General features: G+C 62.6%; 19 protein-coding genes. 12 read left to right on the top strand and 7 right to left on the bottom strand.

Annotated elements, in window-relative coordinates; all coding sequences use genetic code 11:
* Positions 1-58: 58 nt before the first annotated feature.
* Positions 59-1,402 carry a PLP-dependent aminotransferase family protein gene (locus P3R38_RS18265; RefSeq protein WP_277686483.1) on the bottom strand — a complete coding sequence of 448 codons (1,344 nt, stop codon included), beginning with the start codon at positions 1,400-1,402 and terminating at the stop codon, positions 59-61.
* Between the two features lie 91 nt (positions 1,403-1,493).
* On the opposite strand from P3R38_RS18265, the gene P3R38_RS18260 reads away from it, so the two are divergent.
* The 7 genes from P3R38_RS18260 to P3R38_RS18230 all read left to right on the top strand — a co-directional run bounded on the left by P3R38_RS18260 (position 1,494) and on the right by P3R38_RS18230 (position 6,513).
* A complete protein-coding gene (locus P3R38_RS18260) occupies positions 1,494-2,459 on the top strand; it encodes a threonine dehydratase (RefSeq protein ID WP_277686482.1) in 966 nt (321 codons plus the stop codon).
* A 128-nt stretch (positions 2,460-2,587) separates the two neighbouring features.
* Positions 2,588-3,232: a LysE family translocator gene (locus P3R38_RS18255; RefSeq protein ID WP_027907438.1), complete on the top strand. Its 645-nt coding sequence runs from the start codon at positions 2,588-2,590 to the stop codon at positions 3,230-3,232.
* A 141-nt stretch (positions 3,233-3,373) separates the two neighbouring features.
* A complete protein-coding gene (locus P3R38_RS18250; RefSeq protein ID WP_023381713.1) occupies positions 3,374-3,850 on the top strand; it encodes a GyrI-like domain-containing protein in 477 nt (158 codons plus the stop codon).
* 103 nt (positions 3,851-3,953) lie between these two features.
* On the top strand, positions 3,954-4,379 hold the full coding sequence (locus P3R38_RS18245) for an SgcJ/EcaC family oxidoreductase (RefSeq protein WP_023381712.1): 426 nt from the start codon (positions 3,954-3,956) through the stop codon (positions 4,377-4,379).
* Positions 4,380-4,423: 44 nt separating this feature from the next.
* Positions 4,424-4,768, top strand: coding sequence for a YciI family protein (locus P3R38_RS18240; RefSeq protein ID WP_023381711.1), 345 nt, complete (start codon positions 4,424-4,426; stop codon positions 4,766-4,768).
* Positions 4,769-4,789: 21 nt separating this feature from the next.
* Positions 4,790-5,275, top strand: coding sequence for an SRPBCC family protein (locus P3R38_RS18235; RefSeq protein WP_023381710.1), 486 nt, complete (start codon positions 4,790-4,792; stop codon positions 5,273-5,275).
* On the top strand, positions 5,275-6,513 hold the full coding sequence (locus P3R38_RS18230; RefSeq protein WP_104881376.1) for an RNA polymerase sigma factor: 1,239 nt from the start codon (positions 5,275-5,277) through the stop codon (positions 6,511-6,513). Before P3R38_RS18235 ends, P3R38_RS18230 begins: the two co-directional genes overlap by 1 nt.
* 104 nt (positions 6,514-6,617) lie before the next feature.
* Here P3R38_RS18230 and P3R38_RS18225 read toward each other — a convergent pair whose 3' ends face one another.
* Both P3R38_RS18225 and P3R38_RS18220 read right to left on the bottom strand, forming a co-directional pair.
* A complete protein-coding gene (locus tag P3R38_RS18225; RefSeq protein WP_023381708.1) occupies positions 6,618-7,088 on the bottom strand; it encodes a MaoC family dehydratase in 471 nt (156 codons plus the stop codon).
* A 33-nt stretch (positions 7,089-7,121) separates the two neighbouring features.
* Complete coding sequence (locus P3R38_RS18220) at positions 7,122-8,066, bottom strand: alpha/beta hydrolase (protein ID WP_277686481.1); 945 nt, start codon at positions 8,064-8,066, stop codon at positions 7,122-7,124.
* Between the two features lie 226 nt (positions 8,067-8,292).
* On the opposite strand from P3R38_RS18220, the gene fadD2 reads away from it, so the two are divergent.
* Both fadD2 and fadD1 read left to right on the top strand, forming a co-directional pair.
* Entirely contained in the window at positions 8,293-9,981 is a 1,689-nt protein-coding gene (fadD2, locus tag P3R38_RS18215) for a long-chain-fatty-acid--CoA ligase FadD2 (RefSeq protein WP_023381706.1), read from the top strand.
* 328 nt (positions 9,982-10,309) lie between these two features.
* Positions 10,310-12,007, top strand: coding sequence for a long-chain-fatty-acid--CoA ligase FadD1 (gene fadD1, locus P3R38_RS18210; RefSeq protein ID WP_023381705.1), 1,698 nt, complete (start codon positions 10,310-10,312; stop codon positions 12,005-12,007).
* A gap of 85 nt (positions 12,008-12,092) precedes the next feature.
* On the opposite strand, the gene P3R38_RS18205 is transcribed toward fadD1, so the two are convergent.
* Together P3R38_RS18205 and P3R38_RS18200 are read right to left on the bottom strand one after the other, a co-directional pair.
* A complete protein-coding gene (locus tag P3R38_RS18205; protein ID WP_023381704.1) occupies positions 12,093-13,400 on the bottom strand; it encodes an FAD-binding oxidoreductase in 1,308 nt (435 codons plus the stop codon).
* 32 nt (positions 13,401-13,432) lie between these two features.
* Positions 13,433-14,797 carry a glutamine synthetase family protein gene (locus P3R38_RS18200; protein WP_027907441.1) on the bottom strand — a complete coding sequence of 455 codons (1,365 nt, stop codon included), beginning with the start codon at positions 14,795-14,797 and terminating at the stop codon, positions 13,433-13,435.
* A gap of 480 nt (positions 14,798-15,277) precedes the next feature.
* On the opposite strand from P3R38_RS18200, the gene hrpA reads away from it, so the two are divergent.
* Positions 15,278-19,183: an ATP-dependent RNA helicase HrpA gene (gene hrpA / locus P3R38_RS18195; RefSeq protein ID WP_023381701.1), complete on the top strand. Its 3,906-nt coding sequence runs from the start codon at positions 15,278-15,280 to the stop codon at positions 19,181-19,183.
* A gap of 198 nt (positions 19,184-19,381) precedes the next feature.
* A complete protein-coding gene (locus P3R38_RS18190) occupies positions 19,382-20,503 on the top strand; it encodes a beta-ketoacyl-ACP synthase III (RefSeq protein ID WP_023381700.1) in 1,122 nt (373 codons plus the stop codon).
* A 131-nt stretch (positions 20,504-20,634) separates the two neighbouring features.
* Here the strand turns inward: P3R38_RS18190 and P3R38_RS18185 are convergent, their stop codons facing one another.
* On the bottom strand, positions 20,635-21,879 hold the full coding sequence (locus tag P3R38_RS18185; RefSeq protein WP_023381699.1) for a putative porin: 1,245 nt from the start codon (positions 21,877-21,879) through the stop codon (positions 20,635-20,637).
* 262 nt (positions 21,880-22,141) lie between these two features.
* On the opposite strand from P3R38_RS18185, the gene P3R38_RS18180 reads away from it, so the two are divergent.
* Complete coding sequence (locus P3R38_RS18180) at positions 22,142-23,269, top strand: GNAT family N-acetyltransferase (RefSeq protein WP_023381698.1); 1,128 nt, start codon at positions 22,142-22,144, stop codon at positions 23,267-23,269.
* Between the two features lie 23 nt (positions 23,270-23,292).
* Here P3R38_RS18180 and P3R38_RS18175 read toward each other — a convergent pair whose 3' ends face one another.
* Positions 23,293-25,125, bottom strand: coding sequence for an ABC transporter ATP-binding protein (locus tag P3R38_RS18175; RefSeq protein ID WP_023381697.1), 1,833 nt, complete (start codon positions 25,123-25,125; stop codon positions 23,293-23,295).
* Between the last annotated feature and the right edge of the window lie 26 nt (positions 25,126-25,151).

The following is a 25,151-nucleotide window of genomic DNA, read 5'->3' as shown; positions in this document are numbered from 1 at the left end:
CCCTTCGCGGCCAAGCCTGCTCCCGCGGACCGAACTGGGTCTGCGGGAGCGCAAGCCCTCAGCCTGCCAACACGCGACACACCCGTTCCAACCCCTCCTTCAGTTCAGCACGGCTACCCGCCGCCGACAGGCTGATACGCACCGCCTGCTCCTGGCCCGCGCCCACGGCGAATACGCTCGCCGGCACGATCTCCACGTGCTGTGCGCGACACTGCGCTACCACCCCGTCAGCCCCTCGTGAAGCGGCCACCCAGGCATGGGGGGCAGGTTCGCTGGCGTTGCACAAGGCACTGCCCAGCACCTTGCGCGCCAGGCGCCAGCGCTCGCAGACTTCCGTGCGCTGCCAGGCCAGGCGTCGGGCTGCCGTACCGTCTTCGATCCACTGGCAGGCAACCTGCAGGTTCAGGGGCGAAATCGACCAGTGACTGGCCTTGGCGTGGGGGTCGACCTGCTCCAGCAGGCGAGGGTCGGCCACGATCCAGCCCAGCCTCAGTCCCGCGGCCACCGTCTTGGACAGGCTGCTGATCAGGACGCCGTGCTCGCCCAACAGCGGGTAGAGCGGTGGGCGGTCGCTGAGGGCGCCATAGACATCATCCTCGATCACCAGCAGTCCCAGGCGTTTGACCACCTCGGCAATTGCCTGGCGACGCGCGTCGGCCATGCAGGCGCCGGTGGGGTTGTGCAGGGTCGGTGTGGTCACCAGTACCCGTGCGCCGCTGGCACGGGCAACCCGGTCCAGTTCATCTGGCCGTAGGCCCTGCGTGTCCAGCGCCACACCGTGCACCGGCAAGCGCAACTGGCGGCACGCCGCCTTGATGCCCGGCGCGGTCAAAGCCTCGAGCATGACCGGCTCGCCGGCCTGGCAGAGCGACTGCAGCAGCAAGGTGAGCCCGTGCTGGGCGCCTGCGCACAGGAGCAACTCGTCAGCCGCCAGTGTCAGGCCGCGATTGGCCAGCCAGCGGGCGCCTTGGAGCCTGCCCAGCAGCAACTGCTGCGGCCCGAGGTAATGGTCGAGCAATTGGCTCTGGCGCTGTGCCAGCAAGGCTTGCAGGCTGAGGTGCAGGTCCTGGTTGGTCGGGTCGGCCACCGGCACATTGGTCGACAGGTCGATCAGCGTGCCGTGCGGGTCATGCTGCTTGAGGCGAAACAACGTCGCTTCCTGGCTACCGGCCAGCACGTAAGTGCCACGGCCGACCTCGCCCGCCACCAGGTGGCGAGCGGCGGCTTCACGGTAGGCCTGCTGCGTGGTGCTGGGATTCAAGCCCAGTTTCCAGGCCAGACGACGCTGGGGAGGCAGGCGATCGCCGACCTTGAGCGTTCCACATTCGATGGCGCTGGCGATGGCGTCGACCAGCGCCAGGTAACGGGGGCGGCCATCCTCGACGAGTTCAGGAACCCACATGAAATTGCTGCCCATGCAATATAAGGATTTACCCATACAATGCCCGGCGCATAGGATCGGATCAACCTCTTGACCCTAAAGGATGACCGTCATGTTCGACCTAGCCGCCCTGCGTGAAGCCGCTGAATTCGTCCACCAGCATATCCCCGCCACCGCGCAGCATGCCTGGCCTTTGCTGGCTGCCCGGCTGGGGTGCGAGGTATGGGTCAAGCATGAGAACCATGCGCCTACCGGGGCATTCAAGGTGCGCGGCGGGCTGGTGTACGTGCGCTCGTTGCTGGCCTGCGGCAACCCACCTCAAGGCCTGGTCACTGCGACCCGTGGCAACCATGGCCAGAGCATGGCGATGGCGGCGCGACGGGCAGGCTTGCCGTTGGTGATCGTGGTACCGGAGGGGAATTCCAGGGAGAAGAACGCTGCCATGCGAGCACTTGGCGCCGAGCTGGTCGAGCACGGCGCGGACTTCGACGTGGCCCGCGAAGAGGCCAGCCGAATAGCCGCGGCGCGTGGCTATACCATGGTGCCCGCGTTCCACCCGGAGCTGGTGCGCGGGGTGGCGACCTACGCTCTGGAGCTGTTCGAAGCGGTGGCTGAGCTGGACTGCGTGTATGTGCCGATCGGCATGGGCTCGGGCATTTGCGGGCTGATCCAGGCGCGCAACCTGCTTGGCTTGAAGACCGAGATCGTAGGTGTGGTTTCCAGTGCGGCCGATGCCTATGCACAAAGCTTCGAGCAAGGACGCATCGTTACCACCGCCACTGCCAATACTTTCGCCGATGGCATGGCCTGCCGGGTTCCCAATGCCGATGCCCTCGCCCTGGTGCGCGAGCATGCGGCACGTATCGTGCGCGTGGACGACAGTGAAATCGCCCAGGCGATGCGCCTGTACCACGAAGCGACCCACAATACCTCCGAAGGTGCTGGAGCCGCGCCACTGGCATCGTTGATGCAGGAGCGGGGCAGGCAGGCTGGCAAGCGTGTGGCGGTAGTGCTCAGTGGGGCGAATGTGGACCGCGATCTGTATGCGCGGGCTCTGGCTGGCATCGAGCAACTCTGAGCCCATGGCAGGTCCAGGGTATTCAAGGGCAAGCCAATCTGGCTTGAGCAAGCGCCATGGCTTCCCATACAGTGCGCCAGTGTGCGCGCCGTGAACGCGCCTGTCTTCAACCTGTAGTCGAGTTTCCGATGCCTTTCTCCAACGGTTTTCTTCTGAGCCTGTCCCTGTGCCTGGATATCGGGGTGGCCAACATCGCCATGATCACACTCGCCATGCAGCGTGGTTTTCTCCAGGGCTTCTGGCTGGGCCTTGGCACTTGCGTGGGCGACTTGATCTATGCCGTGGCGGCGTTGGCCGGGATGACCGTTCTGTTGCAGTTCGAAGCCGTGCGCTGGGCCTTGTGGCTAGGGGGCTCGGCCTTGCTGGTGTGGTTCGCGCTGAAAATGTTGCTGGCAGCCTGGCGTGGCGGGCACATGGAGGCGCGAGGGCAAGTGGTGGTGGAATCGGGCTGGCGGGAGTTCCTGCGGGGGATCTTCCTGGCCATGTCGTCGCCCAGCGCCATCCTGTGGTTCGCGGCAGTGGGCGGGGTGCTGATTTCCCGTTCCGGGGGCGGTACTGCGCTGGAGGCGGGGTTGTTCCTTGGTGGCTTCCTCGCTGCAGGCCTGGTCTGGTGCCTGACCCTCTGTGGTATCGCCAGTCATGGCGGACGCCTGCTGGGCGACCGCTTGTTGACCTGGTCCTACCTGCTGTCAGCGGCGATCTTTTGTTATTTCGCGGTGTATGTGGTCGTTTCCGGCTACCGCGAATTCATCCTGGCAAGCCCCCCCTTGTAAACCGTCGAGCCTGGGTGCGAACGGACAGCCGGTGGCAGGGCAGGGGCATGGGTCAAGTGCCAGGTGACGGATCTGCGCTACGCTATCGAACCAGCACGGGCCAGGCATGCTTGCCTGGGCTCGATCAATGAGGTGATGGACATGAGCACACTACCGATTCCCCCCGTACGCTACGAGGATGGCCGGGCGCTGACGCTTGTGGGTTTGTGCGAGCGTTTCAACCTGAGCAATCTTGCTGGGCTGCCCTTGCTGTGGCAGCGTTTCGTCGATCACGGTGGCGATACGCCGTGGCTGCTCGGCAAAGACAGTTACGGTGTGTGCTATCACCCCGACGAACGTGGCGGTTTCGACTACCTGGCGGCGGTCGAACTGAGTACCGACAGGACCCTTGCGCCAGGATTCACGACGCTGGCACTGGCACCGCAGCATTACGCTGTGTTCGAACATCATGGCAGCCTGCAAGCGCTGAAGGGGACCTTCCAGGGCCTGTTTGCCTGGTTGGCCCAGTCCGGCCTGCAGCAGGCCGATGCGGCGCTGTTCGAGCGCTACCCGGCAGGTTTCGACCCGACGGACCCAAACGCTGCGATGGAAATCTGGGTGCCGTTGCAACGCAAATAAATTCATCGCCCTGTCGATTTCCCCCGCTACCGTTCGACCAAGAGGTGAAGGCGCAGGAGATACCTGCGCCAAAATGCTCATGACCGAGCGCAGGAGTTCGCCGATGAACAGCGCAGCTGAAACCGAAATCCGTCAACTCATCGACACCTGGATGCAGGCCGTTCGCGACCGCGACCTGGATGGCATTGCCGCGCCCTATGCCGAGGATATCGTCGCCTTCGATGCCATCAAGGAACTGCAGTTCAAGGGCAAGGCTGCCTACCGGGCGCACTGGGAAATGTGCATGGGCTTTTGCACCGGGCCGATGATCTTCGAGTGTGCCGAACTCACCGTACACGCAGACGGTGACCTGGGCGTGGCCCACTGGCTCAACCGTTGCGGGCCATCGGACGATGAAAACCAATGTGGCTTCATGCGTGCCACGGTCGCCTATCGTCGGCGCGCCGGGCAATGGCAGGTTATTCACGAGCACTGGTCGGCGCCGTTCGACATGGAAACGCAAAAAGCACTGTTCGATCTCAAGCCCTGAGTCGATATCGCCAAACGCACTGCGCCCATCCCCTGGAGGCGACCATGAAATACCTGTGCCTGGTCTATTGTGACGAAGGGCTGTTGCACAGCCTGCCCGACAGCCCCGAAGACGCCGAATGCATGGCTTACGCACAGTCATTGCAGCACTCCGGGCGCATGCTGGCGGCCGAGGCACTCAAGCCTGTGCAGACCGCCACCACGGTACGCATGCGAGGCGGCCGCATGAGCCTGACCGATGGGCCGTTCGCCGAAACCAAGGAGCAACTGGCGGGTTTTTACCTGGTGGATGCCCGGGACTTGAACGAAGCCTTGAATATCGCCAAGGGTATCCCGGCGGCGCGGGTCGGCAGCGTGGAAGTGCGACCGGTGCGTGATCTGCAACCCTGACCTGAGCGGAGTACAACAATAATGACGCTGGCACCCCTTGCAGAAGCGAAACACGAACTTTCCATCAGCCGCCTGATCGATGCCCCGCCGGCCAAAGTGTTTCGTGCCTGGACCGAACCTCAATGGTTGATGCAGTGGTGGGGGCCGCACGGCATGACCACCCCGCAGTGCGAGATGCAGCTATGGGTGGGCGGCTTGTTCCGGACCCTGATGCGCGCACCCGATGGCAGCGAGTTCCCGACCCAGGGGGTGTTCCTCGAAATCGCAGCACCCCGACGCCTGGTGTTCACCGATGCCTTCGGACCGGGTTGGGTACCGTCGGACAAGGCATTCATGACAGCGGTGGTGACCTTCGACGAGGAACAGGGCAAGACCCGCTACACCGCACGCGCCTGGCACTGGAGTGCAGCCGATAGCCTGGCCCATGAAGAGATGGGCTTTCATCAGGGCTGGGGAGAAAGCCTGGACCGGCTGGTGGAGGTTGTGACTCAGCGGATGCCGGACTGATGGTCGAGCTTGCGCAGGTCCGTGCCGAAGTCGAAGCGGTGTACCGGCGCGATTCACGGCGCATCCTGGCCACCCTGATCCGCTTGCTCGGTGACTTCGACTTGGCCGAGGAGGCCATGCACGAGGCCTTCTTCATCGCCGTCGACCGTTGGCGGCAGGCGGGCATTCCCGACAACCCGCGGGCATGGCTGGTGTCGACCGGTCGTTTCAAGGCCATCGATGCCCTGCGCCGGCGTGCCCGTTTCGACCGCTCCCAGGCAGACCTCATCATGCTCATCGAAGGCCAGGTTCAGGACCCCAGTGAGGACGCGTTGCTCGCCGACGACCGCTTGCGGCTGATCTTCACCTGTTGCCACCCGGCGTTGGCTGCCGACGCTCAGGTACCCTTGACCCTACGTGAAGTCTGCGACCTGACCACCGAGCAGATTGCCCGGGCCTTTCTGCTAAGCCCAGCGACGATTGCCCAGCGCATCGTGCGCGCCAAGGCGAAGATCCGCGATGCTGGCATCCCTTACCAGGTCCCGGCGTTGAACGAACTGCCCGAGCGTCTGGAAAGCGTGCTGCGAGTGATCTACCTGGTGTTCAACGAAGGCTATTCGGCGTCATCCGGTGCATGGCTGCTGCAACAGGAACTGACCGATGAGGCGATCCGCTTGGGGCGGCTGCTGGTCGATCTGTTACCCGACCCTGAGGTGATCGGCCTGTTGGCCTTGATGCTGTTGCAGGCATCAAGGCAGCAGGCGCGCAGCGATGCCCAAGGCAACCTGGTGTTGCTGGAACAACAGGACCGCCGCTTGTGGAACCACCAGCAGATCGCCGAAGGCTGTGCCCTGGTGCGTCAAGCGCTGCGCAGCCGGGCTTTTGGCGCTTATACCTTGCAGGCTGCGATTGCCGCGGTGCATGCCGAAGCTACCTCGGCAGAGCAGACCGACTGGGCCGAGATTGTCGGGCTTTACGATGAACTGCTGCGGCGATGGCCGTCGGCTGTGGTTGGGCTCAATCGCGCGGTGGCGCTGGCCAAGCGCGATGGGCCGCAGGCCGGACTGCGGGCGCTTGAATCGGTGCTGGCCGACGGGGCGTTGCAGGACTATCACCTGGCGCATGCGGCGCGGGCTGAACTGCATCAGCAGTTGGGGCACGTGGAGCAGGCTCGCGCGGCCTGGAAGCAAGCACTGGCGCTAACGCGGCAGGAGCCAGAGCGGCGGCATATAGAAAGTCGCCTGCGCTCGCTTGGGTGATGGCGTTGCTGGACTTATCGCCGGCAAGCCGGCGCCTACAGGTCGAAACGATGAGGGTGTAGGCGCGGGCTTAACGGCGATGAGGCTATCGCAGACTTACCCGATCAGCAGGCCACGAAGTTCGGCGGCGACACCAGATCGACGGTCTGCTGCTTGCGCGGCGCCAGGATCTCGGCCTCACCCTCGACCACCAGTTCATCGTTCTGGTTGTACACGTTGGTGGCGATGCGCACCTTGAACTTAGGCAGCTTTTCGAGGATTTCCAGGCGCACGGTCAGGGTATCGCCAATTTTCACCGGCTTCTGGAAGCTCATTTTCTGGCCCAGGTAAATGGTGCCAGGGCCAGGCAGGGTGCAGGCCACCGCGGCGCTGATCAGGGCGCCGCTGAACATGCCGTGGGCAATGCGCTCGCGGAACATGCTCTTGGCGGCGAACTCGGCATCCAGGTGGACCGGGTTGTGGTCACCTGACATCGCGGCGAACAGCTGGATGTCGCGTTCTTCCACGGACTTTTCGTAGCTGGCCTTCTGGCCGACTTCAAGGGCTTCGTAAGGCGTGTTGGTGACCTGGGTCATCGGGGCTTCCTTCATGGACGGACGAGGCGGCTTTCATTCACTGCGGGCAGGGCGGTCCAGGACCAGCGCTTGTTCCAGCCAGCCGAGCAGATTGGCGGTAACCTCGTCACGATTGGTTTCATTGAGTACTTCGTGCCGCGCCTGAGCATACACGCGCAGTTGCACATGTCGATTGCCGGTCGCGCGCAGCGCGTCAGCCAGATGGGTAAGACGCTTGCCAGCACTCACCGGATCACATTCGCCGCCCATGACCAGTATCGGCAGGTTCGGGTCGATCTGCGCCAGGTGCTTGGCCTGGCTGATCTGTGCCAGTCCCTGCAGCAGATCGAGCCACAATTGGTTGGTGCAACGGAAGCCGCACAGCGGGTCATTCACATACAGGTCGACTTCCGAAGGGTCGCGGCTGAGCCAGTCGAAGGCGGTGCGATTGGGCTTGAACGCTTTGTTGAACGAGCCGAACGACAGCCAGTCGATCAGCGCGCTCTTGCCCAATGGGCCTTGGCGCCAGGCTTCCAGGCGGGCGATCAGGCGCGCCGCGCGATACAGTGCCGCTGGCTGGAAATTGGAGCCGCTCAGGATCGCCCCCTGAAGGCTGGCGCTGTGGTGCAACAGGTAAGCCTGGGCGATGTAGCTGCCCATGCTGTGTCCCAGCATGAACAGGGGGGTACCGGGGTATTGCTGGCCGATGTGCTGGGTAAGCACGCCCAGGTCGTTGAGTACGGCATTCCAGCCATGTTGCTTGGCGAACAGGCCAAAGTTACCCCCTTCGGCAGTACGGCCGTGGCCCCGCAAATCCGGTGCGAACAAGGCAAAACCTGCGTTGCACAGCGCTTGGCCCAGGCGCTGGTAGCGGCCGGCGTGCTCGGCCATGCCATGCACCAGCAGCACGGCGGCCTTGACCGGCGTGGCCGGCAACCATTGGTGCACATACAGGCTGCAATGCTCGCTGGCGGGGAGCCAGAAGGCGTCGTAAGGCATGGCGGGTCCTTTGCGCGGGGGTCAGAGCACAGTTTATGCACAACCGGCCAGATTGCAGGAAGGGCACAAATAAGATTCACAATGTTAATGGCGACACTTGGCGTGTATGCCACCTTGAACTTACCTGTTAACGTCAGATCAATGCCGTTTCGCCTCCGGGCGGAAGGGACAAGGGACTAAAGGACAACGCGCCACATCGTGGGTCAAGGCAGAGGAACAATAATAAATGCAAGCCGAATTCTGGAATGACAAACGCCCGGCGGGCGTGCCATCCACCATCGACCTCAATGCTTACAAGTCTGTCGTCGAAGTCTTCGAGCGCTCATGCAAGCGCTTTGCCGACCGTCCGGCGTTCAGCAACCTGGGAGTGACCCTGACTTACGCAGAGCTGGAGCGGCACTCGGCAGCCTTCGCCGCCTGGCTCGAGCACCACACCGACCTGAAGCCGGGCGATCGCATCGCCGTGCAGATGCCCAACGTCTTGCAGTACCCCATCGCCGTGTTCGGCGCGCTGCGGGCCGGCCTGATCGTGGTGAACACCAACCCGCTCTACACCGAACGCGAGATGCGCCATCAGTTCAAGGACTCCGGCGCCCGTGCGCTGGTGTACCTGAACATGTTCGGCAAGCGTGTGCAGGAAGTGTTGCCCGATACCGCTATCGAGTACCTGATCGAAGCCAGGATGGGCGACCTGCTGCCTGCAGCCAAGGGCTGGTTGATCAACACCGTGGTCGACAAGGTCAAGAAGATGGTGCCGGCCTATCGGTTACCTCAGGCCGTGCCGTTCCGCCAGGTACTGCGCCAGGGGCGCGACCTGACCCACAAGCCGGTGGAGCAGGGGCTGGACGATATCGCCGTGCTGCAGTACACCGGTGGCACGACCGGGCTGGCCAAGGGCGCGATGCTGACCCACGGTAACCTGGTGGCCAACATGCTTCAGGTGCTGGCCTGCTTCTCCCAGCATGGCCCGGATGGCCAGCGCTTGATCAAGGACGGGCAGGAAGTGATGATCGCGCCGCTGCCGCTGTACCACATCTATGCCTTTACCGCGAATTGCATGTGCATGATGGTCACCGGCAACCATAACGTACTCATCACCAATCCGCGTGATATCCCTGGCTTCATCAAGGAGTTGGGCAAGTGGCGTTTCTCGGCGCTGCTGGGGCTGAACACGCTGTTCGTGGCATTGATGGACCACCCAGGGTTCAAGAACCTCGACTTCTCCGCACTGAAGGTCACCAACTCTGGCGGTACGGCCCTGGTCAAGGCCACCGCCGAGCGCTGGGAGAGTCTCACCGGCTGCCGCATCGTCGAGGGCTATGGCCTGACGGAGACTTCGCCGGTTGCCAGTACCAATCCTTATGGCCAGATGGCGCGCCTTGGCACCGTGGGAATTCCGGTGGCCGGCACGGCATTCAAGGTCATCGACGATGACGGCAACGAGTTGGCGCTGGGCGAGCGGGGCGAGCTATGCATCAAGGGGCCGCAGGTGATGAAGGGTTATTGGCAGCAACCTGAAGCCACCGCCCAGGCCCTGGATGCGGAGGGCTGGTTCAAGACCGGTGACATTGCGGTGATCGACCCGGATGGCTTCACCCGCATCGTTGACCGCAAGAAGGACATGATCATCGTCTCGGGTTTCAATGTTTACCCCAACGAGATCGAAGACGTGATCATGGGGCACCCGCAGGTAGCCAACTGTGCCGCTATCGGCGTGCCGGACGAGCGCTCGGGGGAGGCGGTGAAACTGTTCGTAGTCCCTCGGGAAAAGGGGTTGAGCGTCGACGAACTCAAGGCCTACTGCAAGGCCAACTTCACGGGCTACAAAGTGCCCAAGCACATCGTACTGCGAGATTCACTGCCGATGACCCCTGTGGGCAAGATTCTGCGGCGGGAGCTGCGTGACATCGCCTGATTCCAGGGTGGCCTCTTCGCGGCAGAACCCGCTCCCCTGGGTAATGGTGGGGCGGGTTTACCCGCGTATGCCGTGGAGCCGCTCTAGAATGCACCTTCATGCGCATTTTGCGACATTTTGGATAAATACTCTAAAAATGACCTGTATCGTTCATTGAGTCATTTTTGTGACCATTGAGGCCGTTTTGGGCTCTAGGCGACCCTATTCAAAGCTGTTACTCTCGGCGCGCTTCCAGGTGATTCGGTTTGCAATGAACCGTCATCGCATATCAATAATAAACGCATCTACGCGTAAATGAACTTCGCTGTTGCTGAAGGAGTGGGCTTCCATGATCGAAAATTTTTGGAAGGATAAGTACCCAGCCGGGATTACGGCGGAAATCAATCCTGACGAATTCCCCAACATCCAGGCGGTACTGAAGCAATCCTGCCAACGCTTTGCAGATAAACCGGCCTTTAGCAACCTGGGCAAGACCATCACCTATGGCGAGTTGTATGCGCTGTCTGGCGCCTTTGCCGCCTGGCTGCAGCAGCATACCGACTTGAAACCGGGTGATCGCATTGCCGTGCAGTTGCCCAACGTCTTGCAGTATCCGGTCGCGGTATTTGGCGCCATGCGTGCCGGCCTGATCGTGGTCAACACCAACCCGTTGTACACCGCGCGGGAAATGGAACACCAGTTCAACGACTCCGGCGCCAAGGCGCTGGTGTGCCTGGCCAACATGGCCCACCTGGCCGAGAAGGTCGTGCCCAAGACCCAGGTCAAGCACGTCATCGTCACCGAAGTGGCCGACCTGCTGCCGCCGCTCAAGCGCCTGTTGATCAACAGCGTGATCAAGTACGTGAAGAAGATGGTGCCGGCATACAACCTGCCGGGCGCGGTGCGCTTCAACGACACCTTGGCGCTGGGCAAGGGCCAGCCGGTAACCGAAGCCAATCCACAACCTAACGATGTGGCCGTGCTGCAATACACTGGCGGAACCACCGGCGTGGCCAAAGGGGCGATGCTGACTCACCGCAACCTGGTGGCCAATATGCTGCAGTGCCGCGCGCTGATGGGCTCGAATCTGCACGAAGGTTGCGAGATCCTGATCACCCCGCTGCCGCTGTACCACATTTATGCCTTCACCTTCCATTGCATGGCCATGATGCTGATCGGCAACCACAACGTGCTGATCAGCAACCCGCGTGACCTGCCCGCCATGGTCAAGGAACTGGGCAAGTGGAAGTTCAGTGGCTTCGTGGGCCTGAACACGCTGTTCGTGGCCCTGTGCAACAACGAGGCGTTCCGTGCCCTGGACTTCTCGGCGCTGAAGATCACCCTGTCCGGTGGCATGGCCTTGCAATTGAGCGTGGCCGAACGCTGGAAGACCGTTACCGGCTGCGCCATTTGCGAAGGCTACGGCATGACCGAAACCAGCCCGGTGGCGGCGGTCAATCCGGCGGACGCCAACCAGGTCGGCACCATTGGCATCCCGGTGCCGTCGACCCTGTGCAAGGTCATCGACGACAATGGCCAGGAACTGCCGCTGGGCGAAGTGGGCGAGCTGTGCGTCAAGGGCCCGCAAGTGATGAAGGGCTACTGGCAGCGGGAAGATGCCACCGCCGAGATCCTCGACAGCGAGGGCTGGCTGAAGACCGGTGACATCGCGTTGATCCAGCAAGATGGCTACATGCGCATCGTCGACCGCAAGAAGGATATGATCCTGGTCTCGGGCTTCAACGTGTACCCCAACGAACTGGAAGATGTGCTCGCCAGTTTGCCGGGCGTGCTGCAGTGCGCGGCCATCGGCGTGCCGGACGAGAAGTCGGGCGAGGTGATCAAGGTGTTCATCGTGGTCAAGCCAGGCATGACCCTGACCAAGGAGCAGGTGATGGAGCACATGCGTGCCAATGTCACCGGCTATAAGGTGCCGCGCTACATCGAGTTCCGGGATGCGCTGCCGACCACCAACGTGGGCAAGATCCTGCGGCGTGAGCTGCGCGATGAAGAGTTGAAGAAGCAAGGGCTGAAGAAGATCGCCTGAACGACTTCTCTGGCCACTTCGCGGGTAACCCCGCTTCCACAGGTATCGCAAGAGCCCTGTTGAAGCGGGTTTATCCGTGCATGCTTCAGCGCATTTTTTCCAGCATCTGGTAGTACCACATCCCCGCCGCCAACAGCGGATTCCCCAGCAGATCGCCCATTGGCACCCTGATGTGCTTGCACGCTGCGAAGGTGTCGAACTTTTCGAGCGTTCCTGTCAATGCCTCGGCCATGATCTCGCCCATGATGTGGCTGGTGGCGATGCCATGCCCGGAATAACCCTGGCAGTACCACACGTTGTCCGAAAGCTTGCCCAGCTGTGGAATGCGGTTGACCACGATGCCCATGGCGCAACTCCACTGGAACTCGATCGGGATGCCCTTGAGTGCCGGGAAGGTCCGCTCGATGCAAGGGCGCAGCTCGCCCTCGATATCACGCGAATCCTTGCCCGAATAGTTGGCGCCGCCGCCGAACAGCAGGCGCTTGTCAGCCGTCAGACGGTAGTAGTCGAGCACGAATCGGCAGTCGTACACCGCCAGGTCTTGCGGGTTGATCTGCTCGGCCAGCTCGCCCAACGGCGCGGTGGTGACGATGCCGCCCATGGCTGGGAAGATCTTGCCCTTGAGCTGGCGCTTTTCCAGCTTGTGGTAGACATCGCCGGCCAGCATCACCTGGCGGGCCTCGATCCTCCCTTCGGCGGTGACCACCGCCGGACGCGGGCCATGGACGATCTCCAGTACCTCGGAGTTTTCGAAGACCAGAGCACCCAGGCTGTGGGCGGCACGGGCTTCGCCCAGGCACAGGTTGAGCGGATGCAGGTGCAGGTTGCGTCGGTTCTTCAGCGCACCCAGGTACAGCGGGCTTTGCAGGTGTCGGGAGACGGCCTGGCGGTCGAGCAGTTGCACCTGGTCCCCCATGCCACGACGTTGGGCTTCAGCTTCGAACCCACGCAGTTCTGCCATGTGCGAGGGCTTCATGGCGGCATGCAGGTGGCCACGCTTGAGGTCGCAATCTATTCGATAGCGCTCGACGCGCTGTTCGATGATCTGGTGCCCTCGCCAGCGCAGGTGCCAGATGAAGTCGTCGACCTCGCTGCCGAGGCGTTTGCGCATCTGCGCGCGCATGGCCTCATCACCGGACAGGCTGCCGGTGACCTGGCCGCCGTTGCGCCCACTGGCACCCCAGCCGATGCGATTGGTTTCGACAATGGCAACTTTCAGGCCACGCTCGGCCAGCTCCACGGCGGTGGCCACGCCGGTGAACCCGCCGCCGATGATGGCCACGTCGACCTCCACCGTGCCCTTGAGGGTCGGGTACTGCGTGTGGTCGTTCAACGTGGCGCTGTAATAGGACGGCGCGCGCTGGGCTGGCCCGTTCTTCACTGCTGCGTTCATTGGGTGTTCCTTGTTCTTCAATAGGGTAGGGCTCAGGCCTGGTGCAGGTACCAGCGCCAGTCCTGTTCGCTGACTTCGGCCATGAACTGGCGATACTCGGCGCGTTTGACCTTCAGATAGACCCCCAGGAAAGCCTCGCCCAGCGCTTCGCGAGCCCAGTCAGAGCGTTCCAGACTGTCCAGTGCGGTCAGCCAGTCGGTGGGCAGGAATTCGGTGGCCTGGGCATAACCGTTACCTTCGATCGGCGCACCGGGGTCCAGCTGCTCGCGAATACCACGGTGGGTGGCAGCCAGAATGGCCGCCGCGGCCAGGTAAGGGTTGGCATCTGCGCCGCATATGCGGTGCTCGACATGCCGGCTGTTGGCCGGGCCGCCTGGCACGCGCAGGCTCACGGTGCGGTTGTCCACCCCCCAGGTGGGGGCCAGCGGCGCATAGCTGTTGGCCTGGAAGCGTCGGAACGAGTTGGCATTGGGGCAGAACAGCAGCAACGACTCGCGCAAGTGGCGCAGCATGCCGGCCACGGCCTGGCGCAAGAGGGGGGTGCCGGCCTTGTCGTCGCTGGCAAACAGGTTGTTGCCAGCGCTATCGGCCAGGCTCAGGTGCATGTGCATGCCCGTGCCGGCCAGTTCGGCGAATGGCTTGGCCATGAAACAGGCCTGCATACCATGGGCGTGGGCCACACCCTTGACCAGGCGTTTGTAGCGCACAGCCTGGTCCATGGCGGTCAGGGCGTCACCGTGTTCCAGGGTGATTTCCACCTGGCCGGGCGCGTACTCGGAAATCGCGGTACGTGCCGGAATGCCCTGGGCTTTGCAGGCGGCGTACAGGTCGGCCAGGAACGGCTCGATCTGCTCCAGTTCACGCAGGCCGTAGACCTGGGTGGTACGCGGTCTGCCGCCATCGGCATCCAGCGCCGGTTGCGGGCGTCCCTGGGCATCGCGCTTTTGGTCAAGCAGGTAGAACTCCAGCTCGCAGGCCATCACCGGGTAATAGCCGTCGGCCTTCAGCGCATCGAGGGTGCGCAGCAGTACATGACGGGGGTCGGCAACGCTGGCAGGCAAGCCCTCGGTAGGGTGCATGCTGACCTGCACCGCGGCGGTCGGTACGCGGCGCCAGGGCAGGCGCACCAGCGAGCCGTCCAAGGGGTAGGCGCGGCAATCGATGTCGCCGACATCCCACACCAGCCCGGAGTTTTCCACGTCGTCGCCGTTGAGGGTTAGGCCAAGGATGGTGCTGGGCAGTGGGCGACCGCTGGCATAGACGGCCATCAGCTCATCGCGGTGCAGCAGCTTGCCGCGGGGCACGCCATTGGCGTCGAGGATGAACAGTTCGAACAGCTCGATATCGGGGTTTTCAGCCAGGAAGCGGCTGGCCTGCTCTGGGTGTGCAAAGTGCATATTGGTTCGCTCATGGGCGCACAGGACCGCCGCGCATGCGGGCGGTCGAGCTGAGTCAATCGGCCGATAGGGGCCGGTTCGGATCAGTCAAGCGTGAGCGAAGTATCCGGTGGGCGTGCGTGACGGCAGTGCCACAGGGCCCAGAAGGCAAGGATGATGTGGACCAGCGGATTTTCACCGGCACAGCTTCGGGCCTTCGGCAGCGAAGGGCGGGAGGACGGTGGGGCGAGGAGCTGGACGCAAGTCATGCCTTCGATACTCACATGCGGCGTAAGGTTGATTAAAGCAGTGAATGGCAACCTTCACATCTGGCTTCGCTAAACATTCGCAGGCGCGCGGACGCCGCGATAGCCATCGGAGCCTGCTTACCGGCGCTGGGACCGGTGCAGACAGCAAACAACCGTCAAATCTGCGACAATCGCGCATCTCTCGCATGCCGATCATGAAAAAGCAGGCTCACCTGCACGATTAAAAAGCCCCATGACAGACCACGCCATCGACCAATTGCTGAAAAACCTCGACCACGCCATGATCGCCGACCGCCATCGACTGCGGCGGCAGATCCATGAGCTGCGCAAGCGCCCTGACGAAGCCAAGCTGGCGCAATGGGTGGAAAAGGTCCAGGCATCCTGCGCCCAGGTCACCGCACGCCAGCAGAGCGTGCCGCACATCCGCTACGACGACAGCTTGCCGATTGCCGCCAAGCGCGACGAAATCAAGAAAGCCCTGTCCGAAAACCAGGTGCTGGTGATCGCAGGTGAGACCGGCTCGGGCAAAACCACCCAGCTGCCGAAGATTTGCCTGGAGCTTGGCCGTGGCAGCCATGGCCTGATCGCCCATACCCAGCCTCGGCGAATCGCTGCGCGCAGCGTTGCCGCGCGGGTGGCAGAAGAGCTGGGCACGCCGTTGGGCGGGTTGGTGGGTTATCAGGTGCGCTTCGAAGACCAGAGCGACAGCAACACCTTGGTCAAGCTGATGACCGACGGTATCCTGCTCGCTGAAACCCAGCACGACCGCTTCCTCGAACGCTACGACACGATCATCGTCGACGAGGCTCACGAGCGCAGCCTGAACATCGACTTTCTCCTGGGCTACCTCAAGACGCTGCTGCACCGTCGTCCCGACCTGAAACTGATCATCACTTCGGCGACCATCGACCTGGAGCGCTTCTCCAAGCACTTCGACGGCGCGCCGATCATCGAGGTGTCCGGCCGTACCTACCCGGTAGAAACCTGGTACCGCCCGTTGACCAGCGAGCAGGACGAGGAAGGCAACCAGGTCGAGGACGATCTCACGGTCGACCAGGCGATTCTCGCTACCCTGGACGAGCTGGCCCAGCATGAGCGCAGCGAAGGCAAGGGGCCGGGCGATGTGCTGGTGTTCCTGCCAGGTGAGCGCGAGATTCGCGATGCCGCCGACATCCTGCGCAAGGCCCAGCTTCGCCACACCGAGATCCTGCCGCTGTATGCCCGGCTTTCCCCGGCCGAGCAGCAGCGCATTTTCCAGCCCCATACCGGGCGCCGGGTGGTGCTGGCGACCAACGTGGCCGAAACCTCGCTGACGGTGCCGGGTATTCGTTACGTGATCGATACCGGTACTGCACGCATCAGCCGCTACAGCTACCGCGCCAAGGTGCAGCGCTTGCCGATCGAGGCCGTGTCCCAGGCCAGCGCCAACCAGCGCAAAGGCCGCTGCGGCCGCGTCGAGCCGGGTATTTGCGTGCGTCTTTACAGCGAAGAGGATTTCAACGGCCGGCCAGCGTTCACCGACCCGGAAATCCTGCGCACCAACTTGGCGGCCGTCATCCTGCAGATGCTGCACCTGCGCCTGGGCGCCATCGATGCCTTCCCGTTCATCGAACCGCCGGATGGCAAGGCCATCAGTGACGGCTTCAACCTGCTGCAGGAGCTGTCGGCGGTCAACCGCGAGAACCAGCTGACGCCGCTGGGCCGCCAGCTGGCGCGCTTGCCGATCGACCCGCGACTGGGCCGTATGCTGCTCGAAGGCGCGCGCCAGGGCAGCCTGCAGGAAATACTGATCGTCGCCAGTGCATTGTCGGTGCAGGACCCCCGCGAACGCCCACCCGAGCGACAGCAAGCCGCCGACCAGGCCCATGCCCAGTGGAAGGATGTCGACTCCGACTTCGCTGCCCTGGTCAATCTGTGGCGCGGTTTCGAGGAGCAGCGCCAGGCGCTGACCGCCAACCCGCTGCGCAACTGGTGCCGGAAAAACTTCCTGAATTACCTGCGTCTGCGTGAATGGCGCGATGCTCATCGCCAGTTGGCGCTGATCTGCCGCGACCTGCAATTGGCGGTGAACAAGGATCCGTCGGACTATCAGCGGATGCACAAGGCCATTCTCAGCGGATTGCTGAGTCAGATCGGCCACAAGACCGAAGATGGCGACTACCAGGGCGCCCGCCAGCGGCGTTTCTGGGTGCATCCGTCCTCGGGGCTGGGCCGCAAGCGCCCGCAGTGGGTGATGGCCGCCGAACTGGTGGAAACCACCAAGCTGTATGCGCGGATGGTGGCCAAGATCGAGCCCGACTGGATCGAACCGCTGGCCACGCACCTGGTCAAGAAGAACCATTTCGAACCGCATTGGGAGAAGAAGCGCGGGCAGGTGGTGGCCTACGAACAGATCACCCTGTACGGGCTGATCCTGGTGGGCCGCCGTCCGGTGCACTTCGGGCCCATCGACCCGGTGGCTTCGCGTGAGTTGTTCATTCGTGAAGCGCTGGTTGGTGGCGAGATCCAGTCGCGGGCCAAGTGCCTGTCGGCCAACAAGCGCCTGCTCGAAGAACTCGACGAGCTGGAAGCCAAGGCCCGCCGCCGTGACATCCTGGCCGACGAAGAGACCCTCTACGCCTTTTATGAAGCGCGGCTACCGGCAGAGATCCACCAGACCGCAACCTTCGACAGCTGGTACCGCATGGGCAGCCAGAAGGACCCCAACCTGTTGATCATGCGCGAGGAAGACGTGCTGGCCCGTGAAGCCAGCGAGGTCACCGCAGCGCAATACCCCGACAGCTTGCAGGTGGGTGACCTGCGCTTGCCGTTGAGTTACCACTTCGAGCCAGGCCACCCGCGCGATGGCGTGACCGTGCGGGTGCCCGCGCCGTTGCTGCCGAGCCTGCCGGGCGAGCGCCTGGAGTGGCTGGTGCCGGGCTTGCTGGAAGCCAAGTGCGTGGCCTTGGTGCGTAACCTGCCCAAGGCCCTGCGCAAGAATTTCGTGCCGGTACCCGACTTCGTCAAGGCATCGCTTGCCCGCATGACTTTCGGCCAAGGCGCATTGCCCCAGGCGTTGGGCCAGGAGTTGCTGCGCATGACGGGCGCTCGGGTGTCCGATGAGGCCTGGGACGAGTCGGTGCGCCTGGTCGAAGGGCACCTGCGGATGAACATCGAAGTGGTCGATGGCCAAGGCAAGTTCCTCGGCGAAGGGCGTGACCTGGCCGAGCTGACGGCACGTTTCGCTGCCGCCAGCCAGGCAGCGCTGGCCGTACCGCGCAACGACAAAACCGAGCAGCCGGTGCAGGCCAAGGCTTTCAGCGAAGTGGCGCAAACCGCCCAGCAGAAGATCGCGGGGTTGTCGATGACGGTCTACCCGGCGCTGGTCGAAGCGAACGGCACCGTGCGCGAGGCGCGCTTCTCGACCTTGGCCGAGGCTGAGTTCCAGCATCGTCGCGCCCTCCAGCGTCTGTTGCTGCAGCAGTTGGCCGAACCCGCCAAGTACCTACGTGGCAAGTTGCCAGGGCTGACCGAGTTGGGCTTGCTGTACCGCGAACTGGGCCGTATCGAGGCGCTGGTCGAGGACATTCTGTTGGCCAGTCTCGACAGTTGCATCCTTGAAGGGGAAGACCCGCTGCCGCGCGATGGCGCCGCATTGGCCGGCCTGGCCGAACGCAAGCGCGGTAGCTGGGCCGAGCATGCCGAGCGTCTGGCCCGCCAGGCCCTGGAGGTGCTTAAGTTGTGGCACGGCCTGCAAAAGCGCTTCAAGGGCAAGATCGACCTCAGCCAGGCGGTGTCGCTCAACGACATCAAGCAGCAACTGAGCAACCTGGTGTATCCAGGCTTCGTGCGCGAAACACCGGGAGTCTGGTTCAAGGAGTTGCCGCGCTATCTCAAGGCCGTCGAGCTGCGTCTCGAGAAGCTGGGCGCCCAGGTGCAGAAGGACAGGGTCTGGAGCGGCGAGCTGGGCAACCTGTGGGCACAGTACAAGGCGCGTGCCGACAAGCATGCCCAGGAGGGCAAGCGTGACGAGCAACTGACGCTGTACCGCTGGTGGCTGGAAGAGTATCGCGTATCGTTGTTCGCCCAGCAGTTGGGCACCAAGGTGCCAATTTCCGACAAGCGATTAAGCAAACAGTGGAGTCAGGTAGAGGGCTAAACTTCCCTGTTTGTGGCACACTTGGGTGAATTTTTGGGCCGTTTAGCGGCCTATCGCGGGCAACCCGCTCCTGAAGGAGCGGGGTTTGGCCGCGACGAGTGTGTAACCCTTTGTCTTTAAGTTGGCACTAAAGTGCCATTATCTGTCATGTTTCCAGCCAGCGCCCCGTGGCGATGGCCTTTGACCAGAGGAACGACCGTGCATAACGTCGTGATCAGCGGCACCGGCCTGTATACCCCGGCCCAGAGCATTTCCAACGAAGAACTGGTGGCGTCGTTCAACACCTGGGCGCAGCAGTTCAACCACGATAACGCAGCGGCCATCGAGCGTGGCGAGGTCGAGGCAGCACCGCTTTCCGATGCAGCTTTCATCGAAAAGGCTTCGGGCATCAAGAGCCGCTTCGTCATGGACAAGGCCGGCATTCTCGACCCTTTGCGCATGAAGCCGCGGCTGCCGGAGCGTAGCAATGACGAGCCGTCGATCCTCTGCGAAATGGCCGTGGCCGCAGCCCGACAGGCCCTGAAGCGCGCCGGTCGTACGGCGGCGGATGTCGACGGGGTGATCGTCGCCTGCTCCAACCTGCAACGCCCGTACCCGGCAATCGCCATCGAGGTGCAGAAGGCATTGGAGATTCAGGGTTTTGCCTTCGACATGAACGTGGCGTGCTCCTCGGCCACCTTCGGCATCCAGACCGCCGCCAATAGTGTGCAACTGGGCCAGGCCCGGGCGGTGCTGATGGTCAACCCGGAAGTCTGCACCGGTCACCTGAACTTCCGTGACCGCGATAGCCATTTCATCTTCGGTGATGCCGCCACTGCGGTGCTGATCGAACGTGCCGACCAGGCTACCTCCAGCCACCAGTTCGAGATTGTCAGCAGCAAGCTGTGGACCGAGTTCTCCAACAACATCCGCAACAACTTCGGCTTCCTCAACCGCGCGGCGGAAGAAGGCGAGGGCGCTGCGGACAAATTGTTCATCCAGGAAGGCCGCAAGGTGTTCCGCGAGGTGTGCCCGAAAGTGGCCGAACTGGTTGGTGCTCACCTTCAAGAAAATGGCCTTCAGCCGAGCGATGTGAATCGCTTCTGGCTGCACCAGGCCAACCTGAGCATGAACCACTTGATCGTCAAGAAGCTGTTGGGACGTGAGGTCGCTGAAGAAGAGGCACCGGTGATTCTGGACCGCTATGCCAACACCAGTTCGGCAGGCTCGGTGATTGCCTTCCACCTGTATCAGGATGATCTGGCCCCAGGTTCGCTGGGCGTGCTGAGCTCGTTCGGCGCGGGGTATTCGATTGGTAGCGTGATTCTGCGCAAGCGTTGAGTCTTGGGCTGACGGAACCGGTCTCTTCGCAGGTCAACCCGCGAAGAGACCGGTGCATTTCTACCCGGCATGAAAAAGGCGAGAAATGCTGGATGGGGTCAGCATTTCTCGCCTGGACGTAGAGCGAACCCTTAGAACTTGGCTTCCAGGTCGACCTGCAGGGTGTCGACGTCAGCATTGCTGTTCGGCAACTGCGACAGGTCGGTCTTGGCCATCAGGTAGGTAGCGCCCAGCGAGAAGTTCTTGTCGATCTCGTAACCGACCTTGAACTTGTGGCCACGCGAGCCGGTGTAGCCGTTGCCGAAGTCGGAATCAGTGAACAGGCTGACCACGGCGTTGCGCTGCACATCGCGGTAGTTGTAGTCCAGGCTCCAGGCTCCGAGCTTGGTCTTCAGACCGGCCAGCCAGGCCTGGTCTTCGCCGTCGGTGCTCTCGGTGTTCTTCACGTACTGGCCGTAAGCCGACAGCGGGATGGCGAAGCCGGTAAAGTCGATCTGGCCGAAGCCTTCGACCAGGTTGAACTCGTTGGTGGTGTTGCCGAACGACTGGAGGATGGCGGCTTCCTTGTCGTTGTCATAGCCGTAGATGCTCGCACCCACGGTGACTTTTAGGGCATCGACCGGCGCGAACTTGGTCCCCAACTGGCCGTGGTAGACCTGGGCGTCGTGCTTGTATTGCACGCCGTCACCATCGACGTTGTCCTTGAGGGTGTACTGACCGGCGCTGGCGAACACTTCGGCGCCGCCCAGATCGGTTTTGTAGGTGGCGGCGAAGCCTTCCGGGTTGATGTCGCTGTCCCAGATGATGTCGCCCATGCTCACCCAAGGCTGCTGCATCTTGCCGCCGATCAGGTGCAGGTTCGGCACGCCGGTAGGGTGCCAGTCCAGGTAAGCCTGGTCGACCCACAGCGACTTCTTGTCGAAGTAGTTGTCGAAGCTCTGATTGGTCGAGCGACGGTCGGCGCTGCTGCCAGTGGCGATACGCACGCCTGCGTCGACTTGCGGGTTGATCTCGCTGTAGAAGCCAACGCGGGCACGGACGCGCTGACGATCCTGGTTGCCGCTGCTGCTGTTCGGATCGTCGACGTTGACGTCTTCGTAGCGCAGGCGTACATCACCTTTGATCTGGGTCTTGGCGGCCCATGCCACTTTCTGTTCGAAAGAACTCAGGCGGTCGGACTGAGCTTTCTGGTCGGCCTTTTCCTTGGTTTCCTTTGCCAGGTCGCCCTGCAGTTCGTTGTACTGCGCCTGATTGATCGAGCCATTGGCGCGGAGCATCTCGAGCAGCTTGGCGTCGACAGCAGCACTGGCCGGAGTACTCAGAGCCAGCATCATGCCGGTGAGGCTCACTCCGGTAAGTGTAGAAACAAGACGCATAAGGTTCTCCCTACTGAAAAAAATGGGGGAGGCTCTGCGCCCGCCCCTATGTTGGCATGTCTTCGGAAAGGGCCTGAATAGACAGGTTCTGAGGTTCCGGAAAACAGGCGCAAGTATTGCGGGGGCGAATGACAGATTAATGTCTAATTAGTGGCACTGTGGTTAAGTAATTGAGAATGAAAGGATAAGCGGGGGCCTGCACCATTTGAGCGACAGTGCGTCTTTCCGAGATACTGGCCCCCTCAAACCGAGAGTCGATACCGTGACCAGCCTCTACAGCCTTGCCCATTTGCGTGACTTGCCAGCGGCCACCTGGGATGCGTTGGTGCCTGCAGGCCAGCCCTTTCTACGCCATGCATTCTTGAGTTCGATGGAAGACAGCGGCAGCGTCGCACCCAGCACCGGCTGGGCTGCCGAGCACCTGGTGCTGGAGCGTGATGGAAAGGTGCGGGCGCTGCTGCCGGCCTACCGCAAATGGCATTCGTTCGGTGAGTACGTGTTCGACCATGGTTGGGCGGATGCCTGTGAGCGAGCCGGGATCGCCTATTACCCCAAACTGCTCGGTGCCGTGCCGTTCAGCCCGGTCAGTGGCCCGCGCCTGCTCGCCAGCGCGCCCGACGATGGCCTGGTGTTGCTTCAGGCGTTGCCGGAGTACCTGGGCAAGGGCGGCTTGTCCGGGGCGCATATCAACTTTACCGAGCCCGCGCTGGATGAGCAGATCGCCGGCTTGCCGGGCTGGATGGAGCGGTTGGGTTGCCAGTTCCACTGGCGCAACCGGGGTTATCGGGACTTTCAGGACTTTCTCGATACCTTGAGTTCACGCAAGCGCAAGCAGATGCGCAAGGAGCGTGAGCAGGTGGCCGGGCAGGGCATTGATTTTCAGTGGTATCGGGGCGATGAACTGGACGAGGCGCGATGGGACTTCGTCTATCGCTGCTACGCCAATACTTACGCAGTGCGTCGGCGTGCGCCCTACCTGACGAGGGAATTCTTCAGCCTGTTGGCGGAACGTATGCCGGCGTCGGTGCAGGTCGTCATGGCTCGTCAGGGCGGGCGTGACGTGGCCATGGCGCTGAGCCTGGTCGGTGGTGACAGCCTGTTCGGTCGCTACTGGGGTTGCCTGGATGAATTCGACCGGCTGCATTTCGAGACCTGTTTCTACCAGGGCATGGACTTTGCCATGGCCCAGGGACTCCAGCGATTCGATGCTGGCGCGCAGGGGGAGCACAAGTTGATCCGAGGCTTTGAGCCTGTGTTGACGCGGTCGTGGCACTACCTGCTGCATCCGGGCCTGCGCCGCGCGGTAGAGGACTTCCTCGGGCAGGAACGGCTAGGGGTGAGGGCCTATGCCGAGGAAGCACGGGGCATGTTGCCGTATCGGCGGGATTGATCGCATCAGCTCTGTGGGCGCGGTCAGTCGACGCCGACGAATCCTCCGGTCTGGTGATGCCACAAGCGCGCGTACAGGCCCTGCTGTTCCAGCAGCTCGCTGTGGCTGCCACTTTCGACGATACGCCCCTTGTCCAGCACGACCAGCCGGTCCATTCGCGCGATGGTCGATAACCGGTGGGCAATGGCGATCACGGTCTTGCCTTGCATCAAGGTTTCCAGGCTTTCCTGGATCGCCGCCTCGACCTCCGAGTCCAGCGCCGAGGTGGCTTCGTCCATGATCAGAATAGGAGCGTTCTTCAGTAGCACGCGGGCGATGGCGATCCGCTGACGCTGACCGCCTGAGAGCTTGACCCCGCGCTCGCCGACATGGGCGTCGAAGCCGGTGCGACCCTGGGCGTCCGAGAGCTGCGGTATGAACTCGTCGGCGCGGGCGCGGCGCACGGCTTCGTGCAACGCCAGCTCGCTGGCATCGGGGCGGCCATACAGCAGGTTGTCGCGGATCGATCGGTGCAACAGCGAGGTGTCCTGGGTAATCATGCCGATCTGCGCCCGCAGGCTGGCCTGGCTCACTTCGGCGATATCCTGGCCATCGATGAGAATGCGCCCGCCCTGCACGTCGTAAAGGCGCAGCAACAGGTTGACCAAGGTGGATTTGCCAGCGCCGGAGGGGCCGATCAGGCCGATCTTTTCTCCTGGGCGAATGTCCAGGTTCAGCCCATCGATCACGTTGCGGCCCTTGCCATAATGGAAGTCGACGTCATCGAAGCGTACGGCGCCGCGGCTGACCTTCAGCGCGGGCGCATTGGGCTTGTCGGTGACGGTCACGGGCTGGGCGATGGTCTGCAGGCCGTCCTGGACCATGCCGATGTTCTCGAAAATGCCGTTGACCACCCACATGATCCAGCCTGACATGTTGACGATGCGAATCACCAGGCCCGTGGCCAGGGCGATGGCGCCGACAGTGATCAGCGACTGGCTCCACAGCCACAGTGCCAGGCCGGTGGTGGTGACCACCAGCAGGCCATTGAGGCTGGTGATGACGACGTCCATGCTGGTGATGACGCGGGAGGCCAGCTGGGTTTTCTCGGTCTGTTCGCGGATGGCGTCGCGGGCGTACTGCTGCTCGAAGTCGGTGTGGGCGAACAGCTTCAGGGTGGCGATGTTGGTGTAGCCATCGACGATTCTGCCCATCAGCTTGGAGCGGGCGTCGGAGGAAATTACCGAGCGTTCCTTGACCCGTGGCACGAAGTAACAGAGCGCGGCGATGTAGCAGGCGATCCAGGCCAGCAGTGGCAGCATGAGGCGCCAGTCGGCCTCGGCGAACAGCACCAGCGAGCTGATGGCGTAGATCAGCACATGCCATAGGGCATCCACCGCCTGCACGGCTGAATCGCGAAGGGAGTTGCCGGTCTGCATGATGCGCTGGGCGATGCGCCCGGCGAAGTCGCTCTGGAAGAAGTTCAGACTCTGCTTGAGCACATAGGTATGGTTTTGCCAACGGATCAGGCTGGTCATGCCGGGGTTGATGGTCTGGTGCACCAGCAGATCGTGCAGGCCGAAGAACAGCGGCCGCAGCACCAGGATCACCACCAGCATCCAGATCAGTTCGCCACTGTGCTCGCTGAAGAAGTTAGCATTGGCAGTGCCCTGGGCCAGGTCGATGATGCGGCTCAGGTAGCTGAACATCGCCACTTCGATGACCGAGGCGACCAGGCCGACCACCAGTAGGGCGAGGAAACTCGGCCATACCTGGCGCAGGTAGTACAGGTAGAACGGCCAGACCTGGCTGGGAGGCGCCTCGCTCGGCGCCTCGCGGAAGATATCGATCAGTTGCTCGAAACGGCGATACAGCATGGGTGACGGCACTCCTGTTCCATCCG

This window comes from Pseudomonas sp. NyZ480, from assembly GCF_029537255.1.
Taxonomy (GTDB): domain Bacteria; phylum Pseudomonadota; class Gammaproteobacteria; order Pseudomonadales; family Pseudomonadaceae; genus Aquipseudomonas; species Aquipseudomonas taiwanensis.
The sequence above is the reverse complement of the archived record's forward strand: the minus strand, read 5'-3'. Positions and strand labels throughout refer to the sequence as shown.

Excerpts from the sequence above, each read along its gene's own strand:
- P3R38_RS18265 (WP_277686483.1), bottom strand. The coding sequence starts at position 1,402 with ATGTGGGTTCCTGAACTCGTCGAGGATGGCCGCCCCCGTTACCTGGCG.
- P3R38_RS18260 (WP_277686482.1), top strand. The coding sequence starts at position 1,494 with ATGTTCGACCTAGCCGCCCTGCGTGAAGCCGCTGAATTCGTCCACCAG.
- P3R38_RS18255 (WP_027907438.1), top strand. The coding sequence starts at position 2,588 with ATGCCTTTCTCCAACGGTTTTCTTCTGAGCCTGTCCCTGTGCCTGGAT.
- P3R38_RS18250 (WP_023381713.1), top strand. The coding sequence starts at position 3,374 with ATGAGCACACTACCGATTCCCCCCGTACGCTACGAGGATGGCCGGGCG.
- P3R38_RS18245 (WP_023381712.1), top strand. The coding sequence starts at position 3,954 with ATGAACAGCGCAGCTGAAACCGAAATCCGTCAACTCATCGACACCTGG.
- P3R38_RS18240 (WP_023381711.1), top strand. The coding sequence starts at position 4,424 with ATGAAATACCTGTGCCTGGTCTATTGTGACGAAGGGCTGTTGCACAGC.
- P3R38_RS18235 (WP_023381710.1), top strand. The coding sequence starts at position 4,790 with ATGACGCTGGCACCCCTTGCAGAAGCGAAACACGAACTTTCCATCAGC.
- P3R38_RS18230 (WP_104881376.1), top strand. The coding sequence starts at position 5,275 with ATGGTCGAGCTTGCGCAGGTCCGTGCCGAAGTCGAAGCGGTGTACCGG.
- P3R38_RS18225 (WP_023381708.1), bottom strand. The coding sequence starts at position 7,088 with ATGACCCAGGTCACCAACACGCCTTACGAAGCCCTTGAAGTCGGCCAG.
- P3R38_RS18220 (WP_277686481.1), bottom strand. The coding sequence starts at position 8,066 with ATGCCTTACGACGCCTTCTGGCTCCCCGCCAGCGAGCATTGCAGCCTG.
- fadD2 (WP_023381706.1), top strand. The coding sequence starts at position 8,293 with ATGCAAGCCGAATTCTGGAATGACAAACGCCCGGCGGGCGTGCCATCC.
- fadD1 (WP_023381705.1), top strand. The coding sequence starts at position 10,310 with ATGATCGAAAATTTTTGGAAGGATAAGTACCCAGCCGGGATTACGGCG.
- P3R38_RS18205 (WP_023381704.1), bottom strand. The coding sequence starts at position 13,400 with ATGAACGCAGCAGTGAAGAACGGGCCAGCCCAGCGCGCGCCGTCCTAT.
- P3R38_RS18200 (WP_027907441.1), bottom strand. The coding sequence starts at position 14,797 with ATGCACTTTGCACACCCAGAGCAGGCCAGCCGCTTCCTGGCTGAAAAC.
- hrpA (WP_023381701.1), top strand. The coding sequence starts at position 15,278 with ATGACAGACCACGCCATCGACCAATTGCTGAAAAACCTCGACCACGCC.
- P3R38_RS18185 (WP_023381699.1), bottom strand. The coding sequence starts at position 21,879 with ATGCGTCTTGTTTCTACACTTACCGGAGTGAGCCTCACCGGCATGATG.
- P3R38_RS18175 (WP_023381697.1), bottom strand. The coding sequence starts at position 25,125 with ATGCTGTATCGCCGTTTCGAGCAACTGATCGATATCTTCCGCGAGGCG.